Origin of the sequence: Pseudomonas sp. Ant30-3, from assembly GCF_000690905.1 — a bacterium.
Lineage (GTDB): Bacteria > Pseudomonadota > Gammaproteobacteria > Pseudomonadales > Pseudomonadaceae > Aquipseudomonas.
Genome location: NZ_JMCL01000057.1, coordinates 1 through 16,675 on the forward strand (window position 1 = coordinate 1; position 16,675 = coordinate 16,675).

Here is a 16,675-nt window from a genome sequence, read left to right on the forward strand (position 1 = left end):
GTCGAAGCGATGGGCTGCGCGCTGGAAGAAACGCCCCTCGGCATGCAGGTGCGCACCGACGCCGAGAACAAGACTTCGGTGCCGGGTGTGTTTGCCTGCGGCGATGTGGCCCGGGCACCCCATTCAGTATCGCTGGCCGTGGGCAATGGCGCCATGGCCGGCGCCCAGGTGCACCGCTCGCTGCTCTGGCCAGAGACCGTCCAACCCGTGCAACAAGAGAAGGCGGCCGCCTCATGACCCCGTTCACGTTTTCCGGCACGACCATCGTTTCCAGCTATGCCGAGAACGCCGCGCGAATGGTGCCCGGCCTGCGCGACTTGCCGAAGATGGCCGGCGCGCTGCTGGCCGAGCGTGTGCCGACCGATGCGCGCATCCTGGTGCTGGGTGCCGGCGGTGGGCTTGAGTTGAAGGGCTTCGCCGAGATGCAACCGGGTTGGCGCTTCGATGGCGTGGATCCGTCAGCCGAAATGCTCCAGTTGGCCCACACGACCCTGGGACCTCTCGCATCCCGTGCGCGCTTGCACGAAGGCTATATCGACACGGCTCCCATGGGACCGTTCGACGGCGCGACCTGCCTTCTGACGCTGCACTTTCTTCCGCGGGCCGAACGCCTGGAGACCTTGAAGCAGATGCACGTGCGACTCAGGGCCGGCGCTCCTCTGGTCGTCATCCATCACAGCTTCCCCAACGAAGGTCCGGACCAGGACAAGTGGCTCCAGCGCAACGCTGCTTTCGCGGCCGTCTCCGGAATGCCTTCGGCACAGGCCGAGAACATTCGGGCGCTCAAGGAGCGATTGCCCGTACTCTCGCCGGAGCAAGACACTGATCTGCTCAGCGAGGCCGGATTCACGCACATCGAGTTGTTTTATTGCGCATTCACTTTCAAGGGCTGGGTCGCGTACAGGCGATGAACGACTGAGCCCCCCGGCCGCGTGGTGGCACGATGTGAGCCTCCGCATCGTCCGGGCAGTTGCCGCCTTTTCTTTCCAAGGCCTGCCGGTTCTCACCATGGCATTCAGAATGATCAGCAGCTTGCGCATGCAAGCCACGATGGCGACCTTTTTGGGCTTGCCTGCCGCCACCAGCCGCTCATAGCAGGCTCGGATCAGAGGGTTGTGCCGCATGGCTACGATTGCCGCCATGTAGAGGGCGCTGCGCACCGTTGCCCGACCACCGCAGATCATGCGCTTGCCGCGTGACTGGCCCGAGTCCCGATTCATTGGCGCGACGCCGACCAGTGAGGAGATCTGCTTGGCCTTGAGCTGCCCCAATTCTGGAAGCTCGGAAATCAGCACAGCCGTAGTCGCCGGCCCAACGCCTTTGACGCCCTGCAAGAGCTTCGTCAGACTGGCTTGATATTTGGCGAGATGCGCTGCGATGCTCGCGTCGATGTCCTGAACCTGGCGCTTCAGGATGTTCATCAGTTCGATGATCCCAGGCTGCACATCCGAGTGAGAGGCGTACTTGCGCTGACGTTCACTGACTTGCAAGCGGACAAGCTGCCTCCGACGGGTCACCAACGCATGCAGGCGCTGCTGCGTCTCATCTGCCATCGGCCTGGTGAAGCGATCCCGGTCTGGGCGTTTGTCGATCACTTCGGCCAGCTCTGCCAGCATCAGCGCGTCGACGCGATCCGTCTTTGCCAGCCTGCCCATCGCCTTCGCGAAATCTCGCGCCTGTCTGGGATTGACTACCGCCACCCGGAATCCTGCGGCTTGCAGGGCGCAGGCACAGGCAAATTGGTAGCGGCCAGTGGCCTCCATGACGACGAGTGAAATTGGTTGTCTCCTCAGCACTGCCACCAGGGCCTGGTGGCCCTCTTGGTCGTTACTGAAAACGGTGGCTGCGCCATCCCTCCCGATGGCTACATCAAGTGTGTTCTTCGAGATATCGATACCGACGACTATTCCATTGGCCATGATCTCTATGTCCCATCCTTGCAAATGCGAATGTGGTTCCTGCAACTGTTCGGGCTTGCAGAGACCAGTCGCAGACATGCGCTCAGGACTGACGCACGGGCTTGGAAGCACCGAGGGATAACGAGCTACATGCTGCGGCCAATCACCGGTGCCAAACGGCACCGGGCGTGAACGGCCCTCCGATCACGTGGAATGGAAGATACAAGGGATCAAAGCCGGATGGCCGCGACGCGGCACGTGGCGCGGGGTGTAGCCCGCGAGCCCAACGGCGGTATGCCGGGACGCCCAACCTCTCTTGTCAATATGTAAATGACATTGAGGCGCAAATGAGGCACAATGTAGCTACAAAATGCTTGAGGCAGTTATGGCAACCAGTGACGTTGTTCGCGCCCGGATTGACGGGCATATCAAAGAGGAAGCCACAAACGTGCTGGCCGGGATGGGCTTGTCCGTGTCGGATGCCATCCGGATACTGCTGACGCGAATTGCGGCTGATAAGGCGCTCCCTTTTGATGTGAACCGGGGGCAGCAGCAGACGAATACCAAGAAGCCATGAGGCATCGCCTGAAAATAACTAAAAACACTAAATCACGGGCTTGAACCCATGGATCGCTTACAGCAGCTTAATTACGAAAAGGATTTCCGCATCGCCTTCTTGGAATCCAAAGGGGACGGTTTTCAACGTCTGTTCGAGAAGCTGATGTCTAAAGCCCATCCCAATGATTTCATGGCATGCCGCCCGTGGGGCAATGTTGGCGATCGGAAGAATGATGGGTATCTGCCCTCGGCGCGCATCCTTTACCAGAGTTACGCGCCCAATGAATTGACCGCCGCCGAAGCGATCAAGAAGATCAACGAGGATTTCGACGGCGCCAAAGAGCACTGGGAGAAATATTTCGATGAGTGGACCTTTGTCCACAATGCGCAGGATGGCCGTTTGGGCCCTCACATCATCGAAGCGCTGGCGAAACTTGGGCAGGACAACCCAAAGATCAAAATCGGCCACTGCGGCTATGAGGAGATGCTGGCTAAGTTTCGCCAGTTGAGCTTGCAGGATCTCGAATCCTGGTTCGGCCCATCGCTGACGATGGAAGCGAATGTCAATTTGGGGTTTGGCGACCTGGTGGCCGTCCTCACCCACATCAGCATCACTCCCGTGCCCACGGCCAGCGAAGTGAAAGATGTATCGCGCGGCAAGATCGAGGCGAACCTGCTGTCTCAGGCCGTCGCCGACTTTTTGAAGATCGGTATGCAGAAGTCAACGCTCGTGGCGCAGTTCTTCAATAACTGGAAGAACCCGACCTACGGCGAGCAGATCGCGCAGGCGTTCAAAAGTGAATACGTGACGCTGCGAGACCAAGTTCCAGCACTGCACCCCGATGAGATATTCGGCCGGCTCGAAACGTGGGCTGGGGGCACTGCTAACACCACGCCGACACATAAGGCGGCAGTGCTGGCTGTCATGGCATATCTGTTCGACAAATGCGAGATTTTTGAAGACGCTCAAGCGGTGGGGGCTGCATGATTCTGCCCTCCAAGCATCTGCAACAGGATCGAGCACTGTTGACCGTCGGCGCCCATGTTTTGACCTACCTTGTGCGGCCAAAGACCGTCTCTGCGTTGTGGGAGGAACTGAACAAGCATGAAGCAGGCGTAGCCACAATGCCCCGGAAAATTACCTATGACTGGTTCTTACTCGCGCTCGACCTTCTGTACGCCATGGGGACAATTGAACTCGAAAGCGGCCTCGTGGCACGGAGGGCGCCTTGATTCATCACCTTTTCAGCACGCTACCCAGCTTCAAGAGCCTTGAAGACCTGAAACCAGGTCTGAATGTCTTGCTTGCTCAGAAAACCGAGGGTGCAAGCAGCAAGCAGACACGCAATCGTGCGGGAAAAACCAGCTTCGTAGAGCTTGTGCATTTCCTGCTCGGCGCCGACGCTGGTCCTGAATCAATCTTCCGAACCCAGGAACTGGTTGAACACTCCTTCGGCATGGACTTCGATCTGAAGTCGGAGCGCACCGTTGTTGAGCGCAGCGGTGGCACCAAAGCAAAAATCTTTGTGACTGCCCCGCCTGCGGCGAAGGTCAAGTTTTCGGCTACCGAGTGGTGCGCATTCCTCGGCGAGCAGATGTTTGGTTTGAGCAGCCTGGAAGCTGCCGGCAGCAAGCCGCCGTCGTTCCGTTCGCTGTTCGCCTACTTCGCACGCCGGCAAGCGAGTGGCGCCTTCATGACGCCGGAAAAGCAGGCCACGATGCAGGGCACCGGCGACATGCAAATGGCGCTCATGTTCCTGCTCGGATTGGACTGGCAGATTGCGCGCGATTGGCAGGCTGTTCGCGATCGGGAGAAGACGCTGGAAGAGCTGAAGAAGGCGGCAGGGAATGGCGCGTTCGGCTCGATCATCGGCAAGGCAGCCGACTTGCGCACTGAGCTGACGCTGCGAGAGGCACGTCTCAAGAAGCTGCATGCAGAAGTCGAGACGTTTCATGTCCTGCCTGAATATCGTGAGTTGGAAGTCGAAAGCGCCGCACTGACCCGCCAGCTCAATGAGTTGGCCAACGCCAACACCATCGACTTTTCAGCGATCCGGGATCTGGAAAGCGCGCTAGCGTCCGAGGTCCCTCCTGATCTTGAAGACTTGCAGGCCGTCTATGAAGAAGCGGGCGTTGTGCTTCCCGGCCTGGTGAAGCGTCGCTATGAAGACGTGAAGAGTTTTCACGAGTCGGTTGTTCGCAATCGCAAGGACTACCTTTCCAGTGAACTCGAAGCTGCAAAGCTGCGTATTGAACTGCGCGATGGCAAAAAGGCGCAGTTCGACCAACGGCGTGGCGAAGTGCTGGGCATCCTGAAGAGCCACGGTGCGCTGGAACAGTTCCTCAAACTGCAAGGAGAACTAGGCCGCCTGGAGTCCGAAGTGGAATCGCTTCGGCAACGCTTTGAAGCGGCCGAACAGCTTGAAGGCACGAAGAACGAATTGGAGATCGAGCGCAATCGCCTCACCATCCGCTTGCGGCGTGACTTCGCAGAGCAGAAGGATCGACTAGCAGAGGCCATCGTCGCCTTTGAGGAGACTTCGCAGCGTTTGTACGAATCGGCCGGCAGTATGACGGTGGACGAAACATCCAACGGGCCGATTTTCAAGTTTCCGATGCAGGGGCAACGTAGCAAGGGCATCAAGAATATGCAGATCTTCTGCTTCGACATGATGCTCATGCGCCTGTGCGCCAAGCGTCAAATGGGGCCTGGATTCCTGATTCATGACAGCCATCTGTTTGACGGTGTCGATGGACGTCAGGTCATCAGCGCGTTGCGTCTTGGCTCGGAGATTGCGCAGGAGCTTGGCTTCCAGTACATCGTGACGATGAATGAAGACGATGCCTTCAAGGAGACCATTGAAGGCTTCGACCTTAACGATTACGTGCTGCCTAAGCGCCTGACCGACGCTACTGAAGACGGGGGGCTGTTCGGAATTCGATTTGGATGACTTAGAAATACAAGGTCAACTAGATTTGGAGGCCATCGGCACTCCGCTAGCAGCAAGATTTTTCTTATAGGAGGGATAAATGGACAAGAAGACCAAGGGATCGTGGTTGATTCATCACACCAATAAACTCCAGGGAATAACGAATCAGGCCGGTTACGATAAGACCTTTCTCGCGGGCAAGGCTGGCATTTTGCTTTCTGCAATCTCGTCAAACAACCACGCAACACTCAATAACGATCGCTTGAACGTTCTGGCGCAAGCGGCGAACATCAATACGACTTTCGAGCTTCCAAAACTTATCGAAGTTCTGAAACAGCAGCAACTGGTCGACACCGCGAGCGGTGGCGTTGCTGTTCTTGGCGTTACCACAGCGAAGACCCTTCAACACACGTCAGATATATTCGATGCCCTCGCGCCTGGCGCATCCGAGATCGCTTCGATTGCGCTTGCGGAGAAGGCTTCCGTCGAGCCCGTGCTGTCCGACCATGTCTCCACAGAATTGGCCGACTTTTATAAGCTGGCAAAGCCCGATATTCAGCGCCTGATGTCTGATGCTGAACAAATTGGATTCGTGGATGCTGAAGACCTCGGCGCCGGGCAAAGATTGTTGTTTAACGGAAATCTCTTCCGCCGTGAAACTACCCGAAAAATAAAGGCGGTCCTCGATTCGCTTTCATCCGCCGAGCAGACAAAACTCAATGAGTTAACTGATACGCTGAAGAAACGTGCCTGCGTCAGCACGGACTACGCGACACAACTTCTCGGCGAGCCACTTTTCAAAAAGGTGGCGGCCATTGGGTTGTTTGATATTAGCGTTGTCAGCAACTCGACCGAGGATGCTGGGTTCCTGACGCTGCCATCCGCATTCTCGAAGTACAGCAACTCAATGGTCGATGACGCATTTGATCTGGCTAAGGCATTTGTCAGTTCCGTGACCTATGGGATGACGAAGAGCAGCTATTCCAGGGGGCAGATTCAGATGGTTGATGCGCTACTGAGCGCACTGGTTCGAGGTGAAAGCGTGGGGCCGGTAAATGCCATTGCGCAAGACTACAAAGTTCTGGAATTAAAGGGTGTCGTCGAAGTCAAGCATGGCACAAAAAAGGGCCGCAGCGGCCCGATGCTGAAGTTGCTGAAAACGGAAGTTGGTGAACTTGCACTGCAGGCCATCAGGCAAGGCGATGTCAGCGAACATTCTCTCAATTCACTGCCGACTGCGGCAGTCACCATATTCAACGGCCCTGAACACAATCGTGAGAAAGTTCGGCGAGCACAAATCAAGGCAAGCCCGAAGGCTACCAATGACATGCTCTCTATCCTTCGCACAGGAGGAGGCATATGACCAAGGGACAGCAAGTTTTGCTTAAAGGCCCCCGGATGGAGGAGTTGCTGCGAAGCTATTTTCTCAAAGCCGGCTACTACGTGGTGCGAGGAGTTCCGTTTATCTATGAGGGCTTTGACATCACCGATATTGATCTGTGGCTCTACAGTCGTACGTCATCCGTGTCACGTGAAATAACCCTGGTGGATGCCAAAAACAAAAAGACGCCACAAGCGATAGAGCGGATATTCTGGGTTCAAGGGCTTCGCATTGCGACCAAAGCCACCAACGCGGTGGTCGCGACCACGGAGAAGCGTCAGGAAGTAAAGGATTTTGGTCGAGATTTGGGAATCCTTGTTCTCGATGGCACTTTTCTGAGCAAGCTAGATAAGGCAGATGACCCCAATGCGTTGAGGTTTTCCGACGAAGAATTCTTCTCAAAGATTGATGAATATTCTCTAAGCAAGTTGGATGGTGACTGGCGTGGTCGCATAGTTCATTCCAAAAGCTTGCTGGCGAAATCACTTTCGTTTGACAGTTGCAATGAATGGCTTATGCAGGGCAAGTTCTTTGCGGAGCAATCGATAACGAAAAACAATCAGCGCGAGGTTGCTTTGCGCTGCCTGTATATGGTTTGTTCGTTCATTGCGGTCGCAGTTGACTTTTGCATGAAGGAGATTTCGTTCCATGAGCAATCGGAACGCGGTGTGCTCATCAAGGACGGATTCACCTATGGCTCGAAAGGTAGTGCAGGTCTCAAAAAGATATTGAATGTCTCTATGGGACTGATCGAGCAGCACGCCAGCGATGGTGCGGCGACAGCCAGGCAAGTCCGATCCAGCATTGAACGCCAATTGGCGGATCTCAACACGGCTGTCCTTGGCGAGTTTTTTGCAAAGCATGATGTCGCCAGAACGCTCTTCGCTGTAGCGAAAGAGTTCGAGCAATTAGCGATGAGCCGGGACTTTTCTTCCGACGCGACGGCTACGCCTGAGCTCCGTAGCATGCTCTATTGCCTCCTCGACTACTGGGAGGTCGATCGAGTTATGTTTTCAAGCGTTTAAAGGATAGTTAGGACAGTCCCGATGACGGTTGGTCGCCAACTGCTAGGGAGAAAAAGCCCTTAAAAATTAGGATGGACTTCAGAATCGGCTAGGGAGGCTTGATGTATTTGGGCGGTATAAAAATTTCGCGATTTCGGTCTTGCGATAATGTGACTGTCAGCCTCCGGCCTGATCTGACGGTCTTGGTCGGTGAGAACAATGGTGGCAAATCAAACGTCGTAGATGCGATTCGGTTGCTAACCTTGCCGTTGAACGGACGCCGGGAGCGGTATCCGGAGGATGAAGATGTACGACGCCACGCGACAGTCCCGAACTTTCAGATCGAGGGTGTTTTCCGAGACCTCAGCGACACACTGAAAGGACTGCTGATCTCGGCGGTCCCTGATCCCACCAAGAACGAAGCCGTCTTCGGCTATCGGTATGAGGCACGGTCCGAGCGCGCGCCGCGTGGCAAGACCACTGTTTGGGCCGGGCGCTTCGACGCCAACGAACCTGAGGCTGGCTCCTCTGAACTGATCCGGCATGTCTATCTGCCTCCTTTACGCGATGCGCATCAAGCGCTTGGCACAGGTAGCGGTACACGGGTCATGGCGCTACTGCGCAACTTCCTGCCAAAGGATCAAGAACAAGATTTTCTCGCTGGCGTCAGGCGGGCGGATGATCGGCCTGAGATCTTGACAACGATGAACACGGAGATTGGTACCGCCCTAGGTTTGCTGACCAATGGGGTCCGCCCGCAAACAGCAGCTCTGGACTTTGGCGCCGAATCCCTACTTGATGTCGCCCGCGATTTGAGGTTTCGTCTGGCCGATTCCGGTCTAGTGCCCGAAGACATCCGGGCGTCTGGTCTGGGCTACTCCAATCTGCTCTACATGGCAACGGTGGTCGTCGAATTGGCCAAAGCCAAGGAAGCCGACCTCACGATTTTTCTCGTTGAAGAACCCGAAGCACATCTGCACCCGCAGTTGCAGGTGCTGGTGCTCGAATTCCTGTTGGATCAAGCACGCCAATCGGCTAGTCGCGCCATCGAGCCTGGCAAGCCGGAAGGCCGCATCCAGATCGTTGTGACTACCCATTCGCCGAACCTAACAGCATGGGTTTCTCCGATGCATCTAGTGGTCATGCGTTCGCGTCGTCGCGACCAAAACGGGGTGGCGGTATCAGAATCGGTCAGTGTGCCCATTGCTGATATCGGGCTCAAGCCAAAGACTCTGGATAAGATCAGCCGCTATCTGGATGTGACGCGCTCCGCGCTGCTGTTCGGCAACAGGGCAATCCTAGTGGAAGGAATCGCGGAAGCACTACTGTTGCCCGTGTTGGCGCAAAAGCTTGTTCTCGTCGGTGATGCCGATGGATGGCTCCGGTTCAAGGGCACGGTTATCGTGCCGATCGAAGGAGTAGACTTCCGCCCCTACGTAGAGGTGCTGCTACGGCCGCATGGCGATGCACGCATTGCCGACCGGCTGATTGTGATAACCGACGCGGACCCAACGGTGTTGGGCAATCGGAGGGTTGATCTGGAAAACCTCGCTGTAACGCATGGTGCACCCCAGGCACTGACTGTGCTAACCAATCGACACACGTTGGAGCACGAGGTTTTCAGCGCTGGGAACGAAGCCTTTCTAAAGGGCGTGTTTCTTCGTCTGCATCGCAACTCACGGCGTGACTGGGAAGATCGGATCGAGAGAATCCCAGTGCAAGACCGCCCCGATGCGTTTCTTAGACTGATAGAGACGAAGAAAACCCGCAAGGGCGATTTGGCCCAGGCCATGGCTTCACGCATTGCGGCGGGCGAGCCGTTTGTTGTCCCGCCCTATCTCGCAGATGCGATTCGTGGCGCTGCACAAGCATGATTGGCGTTCAGGGTCTAACTGAAGAGCAGGAAGCATTCGCCGCACACGTTGGCGGTGCCTTCGTTCATGCTTGCCCAGGCGCCGGAAAGACCCGCACGATCATTGCTCGTCTAGCAAGGATCGCCGCTACGTTGCCACCACGCCGTGGTGTGGCTGTGCTCTCGTTCACAAACACTGCCGTTGATGAGTTTCGCGAACGCTGCCAGGCGGCAGGGCTAGACCCTCTTTTGAAGCATCCTAGTTTCATGGGAACGCTTGATGCTTTCGTCAGGCGTTTCGTGGTGCTGCCAAGTTGCACTGCAACATGCACGACGCGACCAATCATCATCGATAGTTGGGACACTCTTGGCATCGAGATCCGCTTGTCTGGACAGTTCGCCTTTCGTGGTGATCCGGTAAGCCTGGATCTCTTCGACCCGGAAACCAATGTCATTGATCCAGCAAAGATCGGGCACGCTGGATTGCAAAATCATGTACGCCAGCATCAAGCTCGATATCAGCAAGCTGCGGCACTCCGCCGACGTGGCTTGCTACAGGCAGGCTATTTGAGTGCCGGCGATGCCCGCGTTCAAACACTGCGGTTGATTCGTGACCCAGTGCATGGCGGAGCGCTAGTCCGCGCACTGGCGGCACGTTTCCACGAAGTTATGGTAGACGAAGGCCAGGATTGCAATCCGCTTGATCTGCAGATTCTCTCGTGGCTCAGAGAACATGGCGTGCATGTCACCTTTGTGTGTGACCCTGACCAGGCGATCTACGAATTCCGCAACGGCAATCCTGCAGGTATTCAGGGGTTTAAGGAAACGTTCCCCGTTGACTCGCATCGTAGGTTAACGGGCAATTTTCGTAGCAGCCCTGCGGTCTGTCAGTTAGCGGCCACGCTTAGGAACGCTGGCCAGGTGGACCAGGCTCTCGGCGAAACAGCAAATATTGAACACCCAATTTTGCTTCTGACATATGGTGGTCGAGGCCCAACAGCGACGATCGGTCAGGCTTTCCTTGATCGGGTTACTGAACTAGGCTTGGATTCAACGGACGCGATTATCTTGGCGCATTCTGGCAAGGTCGCGCGACGGGCCGCTGGCACGGCTCCTCACGATTCGAACGGGACCTCACGGATCGAGTCGCTTGCTCGCAAAGTCGCGGAGTTCTGGTCACCAGCCGCGACGGCGAGATCAAGAGAGGCTGTGGTTCAAGTCGTGGAGACGGTTCTACTGGATCTCATGGGGCTACGGCAACCAAACGAGCATTTGTTGAGAACCACCGAACGCCTCGGCATAGATCGTCGAGCACATCGAAGATGTGTGCTGAGTTTCCTAATGAGCCTTCCCAAAAAGTGCGGAAATACTGACGCCGATCGGCTCGCCTGGATAGCCTGTGTGCATGCGGAGACAGAACGACTGAACCTTCCGCTACCGGCTGGTGTTACTGTGCGCAATTTTTTTCGTCGACCAACCAGCGCGCAATGGTCGAACCATCTTCAAGTGCCAATCGCTCTTGGCCTTGCATGTGCCAAGATTCACGAGGCTAAAGGCCGTGAATACGGTGCAGTGTGTGTCGTGATTCCACCCAACCGCGCTCCTGAAAACCGGAGTGAAGCATTGTTCGAGTCGTGGGAAGCACGCGCCGACGCAGAGGCCAAGCGCGTGCTATACGTGGGGTTGACGCGTGCTCAGCATCTCGCAGCACTTGCAGTGCCAGTCGCCTTCGCCAATCGTTGCGTTGCGGTACTGACCGCAGGTCAAGTACCCCACACAAGAAGAGACTTATAAAGCTCGGCAGAGTGCCCTATCGATCATGATAGGGGGAATTCCTGCACCGATCAGCGCGAGTGTTTCATACATATTAAGCCTGATCGACTTGCGATCTAAATCATCTCTTAGCTATGTCGTCACGCTTTTTTATTTGCAGTCGGGCACGTGCGGTTGCTTGCTGTAGCCGCTCTGACAGCATTTCGCGTGGAGGCAAGCTCGTCAGGTATTCGGCAACGTGGATACCTGACTTATCCAGTTCCAGTAGCTCGATCTGTTCGCGCTTTTTACCAGTGCACAGGATGATCCCCAACGGCGAGGCTTCTTCTGCCTCGCGTTCGTGCTTGTCCAGCCAGCGAAGGTAAAGCTCCATCTGTCCTTTATAGGCCGCTTTGAAGTCACCGACCTTCAACTCCACCGCCACCAACCGCCGCAGCTTGCGGTTGTAGAACAGCAGATCAAGGTGGAAATCGTCATCGTCAATTGGGATTCGCTTCTGTCGGGCCACGAAGCTGAACCCCGCTCCCAACTCCAGTAGGAAGGCTTCCATTTCACGGATGATCGCCGCCTCCAAGTCGCCTTCCTGCCAAGTGTCCCGCAGCCCCAGGAAGTCGAGAATGTACGGATCGCGCATGACGAGTGCGGGCGACATACGTTGCGCATCGCGCATCGTCGCCAGTTCCTGCGCGATCGTCTCGCCCGGCTTCTTGGACAGCGCTGTGCGCTCGTACAGCATCGAGTCGATGCGCTCGCGCAGTGTCCGCACGCTCCAGCGTTCGGCGCTGGCCATCTGCGCGTAGTAGTCCCGCTGGAGCGGGTCTTTTAGCGGAATCAAGGCGATGAAATGAGTCCAGCTCAATTGTCGTTTCAGTGATACGACAATCTGTTCGTCGGGGAACGTGGCGGCGAATTGCACCATTCGGCGCAGGTTTTTCATCGAAAAACTGCCGCCGTACTCCTTCACCAACTGCGTCGCCAAGGTCAGCACGACCTCCTCGCCGTAGTCGGCCCGCCGGCCCTCCAAAACCTGCGTGTGGATGCGCTGACCGATGCGCCAGTAGAGCATCGTCAGTTCGCTATTCACTGCCGAGGCGGCGCGCTGCCGCGCCGCATCGATCAGCACGCGAATGTCGCCCAACAGCACCACCGGGGCTGCGGGCGAAGGTGCGGATACCTTGCGGCTGGTCATGCTGTTGCCTCCACTGGTGGTTGCTTGGCACGGGTGATCGTCTTGCGCCGTTTCGCCACCAGTTCGGCAGCCTCGCGCACCGGATCGTCCTCGGTATGGACATAGCGCATGAACATCACGACGGTCTTGTGCGCCGTCAGCGCCATACCGACCTTGACCGGGATACCTGAATTGGCAATGTCGGTCGCAGAGCGATGGCGAATGCCATGCGTCCCTACGTGCGTCGCCCCCGCTGCCTTGAGAGCGCGGCACCAGCCACCGTAATACTCGCCCGTGGTTAGGTGCTGCCCCGGATGGCGTGGCGACGGCAGCACATAGGGATTGCCTTCCCGCCTCGGTGTCGTTGAAAGCAGCCGATAGGCTTCCTCGCTCATGGGCTTGGACATGCCACCGGTCTTGCTGTCTGGCCAGACGACGCGCCGATGCTCCAGATCGACCCATTCCCATTCAAGCGTGACGATTTCGGAGCGGCGGGCGGCGAACTCGAATTGCAGGCGAATCGCCAGCGGGATGACGTAGTTCTCAAGCCCTTCGGCTTCGATCGTGTCGAGCCGCCGGAACAACTTGCCCATGTCCTCGTCGCTGATGAGGTGGGTGGACTTGCCGGCAGGGAACATCGGGACGTGGCGGCAAGGATTGGTGCCGTCTGGCCGATAGCCCCACACCTCCGCCATGTTGAACATCTTACGCAGGATGCTGAACGCCTTGTTTGCCTCGGTCTGCTTGTATGAAAGCTTCTCCATCAGCCCGGCAACGTCCGGCCGCTTCACGTCGTGAACTTTCTTGCGGCCCAGCAGCGGGATGATGCAGCGGTCGATGACCCCTTGATAGCCGACTCGGGTGCTGGGTTTGTTGCGCTTTTTTGAGTAGTCCTCCATGAACTTCTTGCATAACTCCTCAACGCTGGGCGCCTGGCGTGCCTCGGCCTTGTCCGCTGCCGGATCGCCGCCTCGGCGAACCTGGGCCAGCCATTCCTGCGCCAGCGAGCGGGCCTGTTCGACGGTCAGCTCGCCGAACAGGCCCAAGGCCGGCTTGCGGCGCTCGCCGGCGTTCGTTCGGTACTGGAGCATGAACACCTTGCGACCTGCCGGCGTAATCTTGCAGAGGAAGCCGGGAACGAGGGTGTCGCGCAGCTCGATGGCTTGCGCTTGGGGTTGTGCCGCATCGACTGCGGACTTGGTGATCTTGGTCTTAGCCATGATGACTCCTCGGAAAGACCCGATTCCCAGGAGCCTCGTAGGAGCCAGCAGAAGGGAAGCCGGGTCAAGTTTCAGAAAGCACCGGCATATGTTGAACTCGCCTAAGTCCTTGATAAACCTGCGGCAGCTGGTTGTGGCGTAGTCCAGCGAAATGCGGTGCTGGAGTCATCCTGAAATAAAAAAGCCCCGGCACGCGGGGCTTTTTTACTGCTTGATCACTTCATATCAAGCTCATACTGTTTCTTCACCGCGTCGACGTCGAAACCCTCCAATCGCTCCAGGTTGCGATCCAGGGTATTCAGGCGTTTGGTTCCCTCAGAAAACTGTCCCAAGCCACTACCGCTTCCCGTTACATCTTCAAGAGAAACAGTCGAAGCAGTTGGCAGTCTGCCTGCGAGATTCAACATGCCAATCCACTCGGACAGATCCACACGCGACCAATCCATTTTGCCCAACTGATCGGGTGTGATCCCCTCGCAGGTCGGGGTTTTCACCTCTCCCCATCCCAACCCTAGCTGTTCACGAGCCGACTCCTGAATGATCCTCGCAACAACTGAGCCAAAGCAGCAATACGCCTCGCGCTTTTCAACGCAAGACCCAAGCACTTCGGAAGCGCAGTAGCTCCCAACAAAATGGCATTGTCGGGTTTCCTTTTTCGCCCCTAGCTCGAACTCTTTCTCCTCGCATTCCCAAATGATATTGATCAGCAGATCTACGATCACATAGACCATATACACCCAGCCGATAATGTTCACCACCATCGCAGCGTTTGCCCCAAGACCAGTTACTGCGCCATCGGCCCCAGTTGCAAACACAGCATCTGCTGCCGCGGTCGCTCCCATATCCACCATGGCGTCATATGCCTGTTGCATGAGCCAGGTTTGCAGCTTACTCAAGGCTGTCTGCTCAAGGGTGCCGCTGAGCGTCTTCTCGAATGCGCCTGTAGCAGCATCCACGATAGACCCCCATTGCCCCTTCACGACCGAAGTACCAGCTGCCATCACAGCGTTACTTCCCGCAGCCCAGTATCCGGGCGCGAACAGGCTACCCGTTCTGTTCAGCGCTTCCAGCGAACTGGTCATCTTGAGCGTGTTCATCGTCAGGTTCACATAGTCGAAGATGGATACGCTTTCTGGCGCTTCACAACAATCGACGTAACCGCCGAGTGCTTTTTTGCACTCCATTGCCTCGCCCTTGAACACTTTGCAGTCATTGGCCTCATTGATATCGGTACCATCACCACCGCAGTCCAGGTCGTGCTCAGCAAACTGAGCAACCTGAAGCATGGCCACCGCATAGGCAAAATCGCCGCTTTTAGTGTTCGACGAGTCGAAACACTCACTGCCCATGCACCGCGCCCCACCAGGGCATTCGATTTGGGCACCAGTGTTCACGATTGTTTCGTAGCTGGTGTCATAACCGCAGTCCCAGACCTCCTCGAAGGCATAACAAGCGCCTGTCTCGCCTTTTGCGCCATCAATACAGCCTTGAGAGATAAAACCGCAGCTTGGATTCTGCTCGTACTGGGTGCAGGTATTCAGGTTACCGCCATCATTTGAGGGGCACCGTTGCACACCTTTGGCGTCCGTGTAGCAATCCATATTGCCCTTGTAGTAAGAGCACTCGGCGCTTACCTTGGCCTTTTTGCAAAGCGGATCGATGTTCGGATGCGGGGATGGTGGCATGTCCGAGCGGCAGATCTGAACGCCATTGGTTTCAGTACAGCCATTGGCATCCACTGCCGGCATAGACGTGCACGACATCTGCGCGTTGGTGCAGAACCCATCCTCGATCATGTCGAACATAGGCAGGCGCTCTTCCGGCCCCCAACCTTTATCGACAAACGCCTTTGCCGGGTCATAAATGATCTTGATACGGGCGTAACCCTCACCACCGCCGGTGACCGAGGTGCGAGTTTTGAACGTAATCACGTCATCATCACTGCCGAATTTGTCAGTGATCACCTTGTTCGGAGCTACGTTCCAGCTTGTTCCACGCTCGCAGGAGCCAGATGTTTCAGGTGGGAAAACGCCTGGTGTATGTGTCCAAAGCATCTGATCATTGAACAGAATTTGGAAATAGTCATCGAAAACAGCTCTGTCAATTGTGGCTGAGATGATGGCGTCCTTAGCTATCACGCGGAATCGGGTGTACTCCTCATAGATCGCGCAGTTACCACCCCAATAGTTGTCCCCGACCGTGCCGACCCAGATATACAAGCAGCCGCGACCGCATGACTGGAAGTTTGGCTGCCCGGAAACATATTCGATTACACCTACCTTGTAATCATGCAAGAACTCAACGTTCCCGCCCTGATCCACTACACGCTCACATGTTTTGTAGTTAGCAACGTGGGCGTTTTTCGTCACGTTCTCAAATACATCGGTCGATTTGCAATCTGCGAAGTTTTGCTTAAACCCGTCCATGAAGTCGGGCGAGCGAACTTTATCAGCCTGGTTGAGCATAGGGTCTTTGGACAGATCTACAGACATGCGATTGCCGCTGTCGATAAGCGTTCTATATGCCTCCCCCTCAGAGGACGATTCCGATTTCAGACGGGTATTGGCCCGCAACCCAAGATCAATCGTCTTCACATCGTCGCCATAGACCTTCTCCAGCGAGACCGTATCGCCAGCGTCAGGGAAAAGATCTTGGAGCGTGACCGAGGCATTCCCACCGTCGAAAACCTGAAGTGCCTGTTGGCCTACCGATTGGCCCGCCGCCGATCCTGCGGTCACTGCGTCAGCCCAAGCAGTGAAGGTCATGCTATTGAGATATAGGCCTATGACGGTCGCGTTGACCAGGCGTATGAGCGTGGTTTTGAGTGGTTGTCGCATCGATCGCATGTCCAGAAAGAGGGATGCTTCGATGCTATGGCAAGGGGGAAACAC

The 16,675-nt window shown here is 56.3% G+C and carries 13 protein-coding genes and 1 pseudogene; 10 read left to right on the forward strand and 4 right to left on the reverse strand.

The genetic code is table 11. The annotated features are described in order from the left end of the window. Both DU29_RS01000000129960 and DU29_RS0114370 read left to right on the forward strand, forming a co-directional pair. On the forward strand, window positions 1–237 hold a 237-nt coding region (locus DU29_RS01000000129960), incomplete at its 5' end, for an FAD-dependent oxidoreductase (RefSeq protein WP_028624274.1). Then, window positions 234–911: a class I SAM-dependent methyltransferase gene (locus tag DU29_RS0114370; protein WP_028622338.1), complete on the forward strand. Its 678-nt coding sequence runs from the start codon at window positions 234–236 to the stop codon at window positions 909–911. The genes DU29_RS01000000129960 and DU29_RS0114370, both read left to right, overlap by 4 nt. Before the next feature lie 69 nt (window positions 912–980). Here the strand turns inward: DU29_RS0114370 and DU29_RS1000000131515 are convergent. Then, window positions 981–1,919, reverse strand: a pseudogene (locus DU29_RS1000000131515) (IS110 family transposase); the annotation flags it as partial. Between the two features lie 364 nt (window positions 1,920–2,283). Between DU29_RS1000000131515 and DU29_RS0114385 the strand changes: the two are divergent. The 8 genes from DU29_RS0114385 to DU29_RS0114420 all read left to right on the forward strand — a co-directional run bounded on the left by DU29_RS0114385 (window position 2,284) and on the right by DU29_RS0114420 (window position 11,417). Continuing rightward, window positions 2,284–2,475 carry a type II toxin-antitoxin system RelB/DinJ family antitoxin gene (locus tag DU29_RS0114385; protein WP_028622339.1) on the forward strand — a complete coding sequence of 64 codons (192 nt, stop codon included), beginning with the start codon at window positions 2,284–2,286 and terminating at the stop codon, window positions 2,473–2,475. A gap of 48 nt (window positions 2,476–2,523) precedes the next feature. Continuing rightward, the gene (locus DU29_RS0114390) at window positions 2,524–3,444 is read left to right on the forward strand and encodes an ABC-three component system protein (protein ID WP_028622340.1); all 921 of its coding nucleotides are present in this window, start codon (window positions 2,524–2,526) and stop codon (window positions 3,442–3,444) included. Continuing rightward, window positions 3,441–3,689 (forward strand): ABC-three component system middle component 6, encoded by a 249-nt coding sequence (locus DU29_RS0114395; protein WP_028622341.1) that lies wholly within the window; start codon window positions 3,441–3,443, stop codon window positions 3,687–3,689. The genes DU29_RS0114390 and DU29_RS0114395 overlap by 4 nt, the downstream gene beginning before the upstream one ends. Further along, window positions 3,686–5,407 carry an ABC-three component system protein gene (locus tag DU29_RS0114400; protein ID WP_028622342.1) on the forward strand — a complete coding sequence of 574 codons (1,722 nt, stop codon included), beginning with the start codon at window positions 3,686–3,688 and terminating at the stop codon, window positions 5,405–5,407. Before DU29_RS0114395 ends, DU29_RS0114400 begins: the two co-directional genes overlap by 4 nt. Window positions 5,408–5,486: 79 nt before the next feature. Then, the gene (locus DU29_RS0114405; protein ID WP_028622343.1) at window positions 5,487–6,749 is read left to right on the forward strand and encodes a hypothetical protein; all 1,263 of its coding nucleotides are present in this window, start codon (window positions 5,487–5,489) and stop codon (window positions 6,747–6,749) included. Next, window positions 6,746–7,792: a hypothetical protein gene (locus tag DU29_RS0114410; protein WP_028622344.1), complete on the forward strand. Its 1,047-nt coding sequence runs from the start codon at window positions 6,746–6,748 to the stop codon at window positions 7,790–7,792. Before DU29_RS0114405 ends, DU29_RS0114410 begins: the two co-directional genes overlap by 4 nt. A 101-nt stretch (window positions 7,793–7,893) precedes the next feature. Continuing rightward, window positions 7,894–9,645 (forward strand): ATP-dependent nuclease, encoded by a 1,752-nt coding sequence (locus DU29_RS0114415; RefSeq protein ID WP_028622345.1) that lies wholly within the window; start codon window positions 7,894–7,896, stop codon window positions 9,643–9,645. Further along, a complete protein-coding gene (locus DU29_RS0114420) occupies window positions 9,642–11,417 on the forward strand; it encodes an ATP-dependent helicase (RefSeq protein ID WP_028622346.1) in 1,776 nt (591 codons plus the stop codon). Before DU29_RS0114415 ends, DU29_RS0114420 begins: the two co-directional genes overlap by 4 nt. A 100-nt stretch (window positions 11,418–11,517) precedes the next feature. Here DU29_RS0114420 and DU29_RS0114425 read toward each other — a convergent pair whose 3' ends face one another. The 3 genes from DU29_RS0114425 to traN all read right to left on the reverse strand — a co-directional run bounded on the left by DU29_RS0114425 (window position 11,518) and on the right by traN (window position 16,621). After that, window positions 11,518–12,585, reverse strand: coding sequence for a PDDEXK nuclease domain-containing protein (locus DU29_RS0114425; RefSeq protein ID WP_028622347.1), 1,068 nt, complete (start codon window positions 12,583–12,585; stop codon window positions 11,518–11,520). Next, entirely contained in the window at window positions 12,582–13,784 is a 1,203-nt protein-coding gene (locus DU29_RS0114430) for a tyrosine-type recombinase/integrase (protein ID WP_028622348.1), read from the reverse strand. Before DU29_RS0114430 ends, DU29_RS0114425 begins: the two co-directional genes overlap by 4 nt. 215 nt (window positions 13,785–13,999) lie before the next feature. Then, complete coding sequence (gene traN, locus DU29_RS0114435) at window positions 14,000–16,621, reverse strand: conjugal transfer mating pair stabilization protein TraN (protein WP_047882719.1); 2,622 nt, start codon at window positions 16,619–16,621, stop codon at window positions 14,000–14,002. Between the last annotated feature and the right edge of the window lie 54 nt (window positions 16,622–16,675).

Coding starts and splice junctions, on each gene's coding strand:
- DU29_RS0114370 (WP_028622338.1), top strand. CDS start 234: ATGACCCCGTTCACGTTTTCCGGCACGACCATCGTTTCCAGCTATGCC.
- DU29_RS0114385 (WP_028622339.1), top strand. CDS start 2,284: ATGGCAACCAGTGACGTTGTTCGCGCCCGGATTGACGGGCATATCAAA.
- DU29_RS0114390 (WP_028622340.1), top strand. CDS start 2,524: ATGGATCGCTTACAGCAGCTTAATTACGAAAAGGATTTCCGCATCGCC.
- DU29_RS0114395 (WP_028622341.1), top strand. CDS start 3,441: ATGATTCTGCCCTCCAAGCATCTGCAACAGGATCGAGCACTGTTGACC.
- DU29_RS0114405 (WP_028622343.1), top strand. CDS start 5,487: ATGGACAAGAAGACCAAGGGATCGTGGTTGATTCATCACACCAATAAA.
- DU29_RS0114410 (WP_028622344.1), top strand. CDS start 6,746: ATGACCAAGGGACAGCAAGTTTTGCTTAAAGGCCCCCGGATGGAGGAG.
- DU29_RS0114415 (WP_028622345.1), top strand. CDS start 7,894: ATGTATTTGGGCGGTATAAAAATTTCGCGATTTCGGTCTTGCGATAAT.
- DU29_RS0114420 (WP_028622346.1), top strand. CDS start 9,642: ATGATTGGCGTTCAGGGTCTAACTGAAGAGCAGGAAGCATTCGCCGCA.
- DU29_RS0114425 (WP_028622347.1), bottom strand. CDS start 12,585: ATGACCAGCCGCAAGGTATCCGCACCTTCGCCCGCAGCCCCGGTGGTG.
- DU29_RS0114430 (WP_028622348.1), bottom strand. CDS start 13,784: ATGGCTAAGACCAAGATCACCAAGTCCGCAGTCGATGCGGCACAACCC.
- traN (WP_047882719.1), bottom strand. CDS start 16,621: ATGCGACAACCACTCAAAACCACGCTCATACGCCTGGTCAACGCGACC.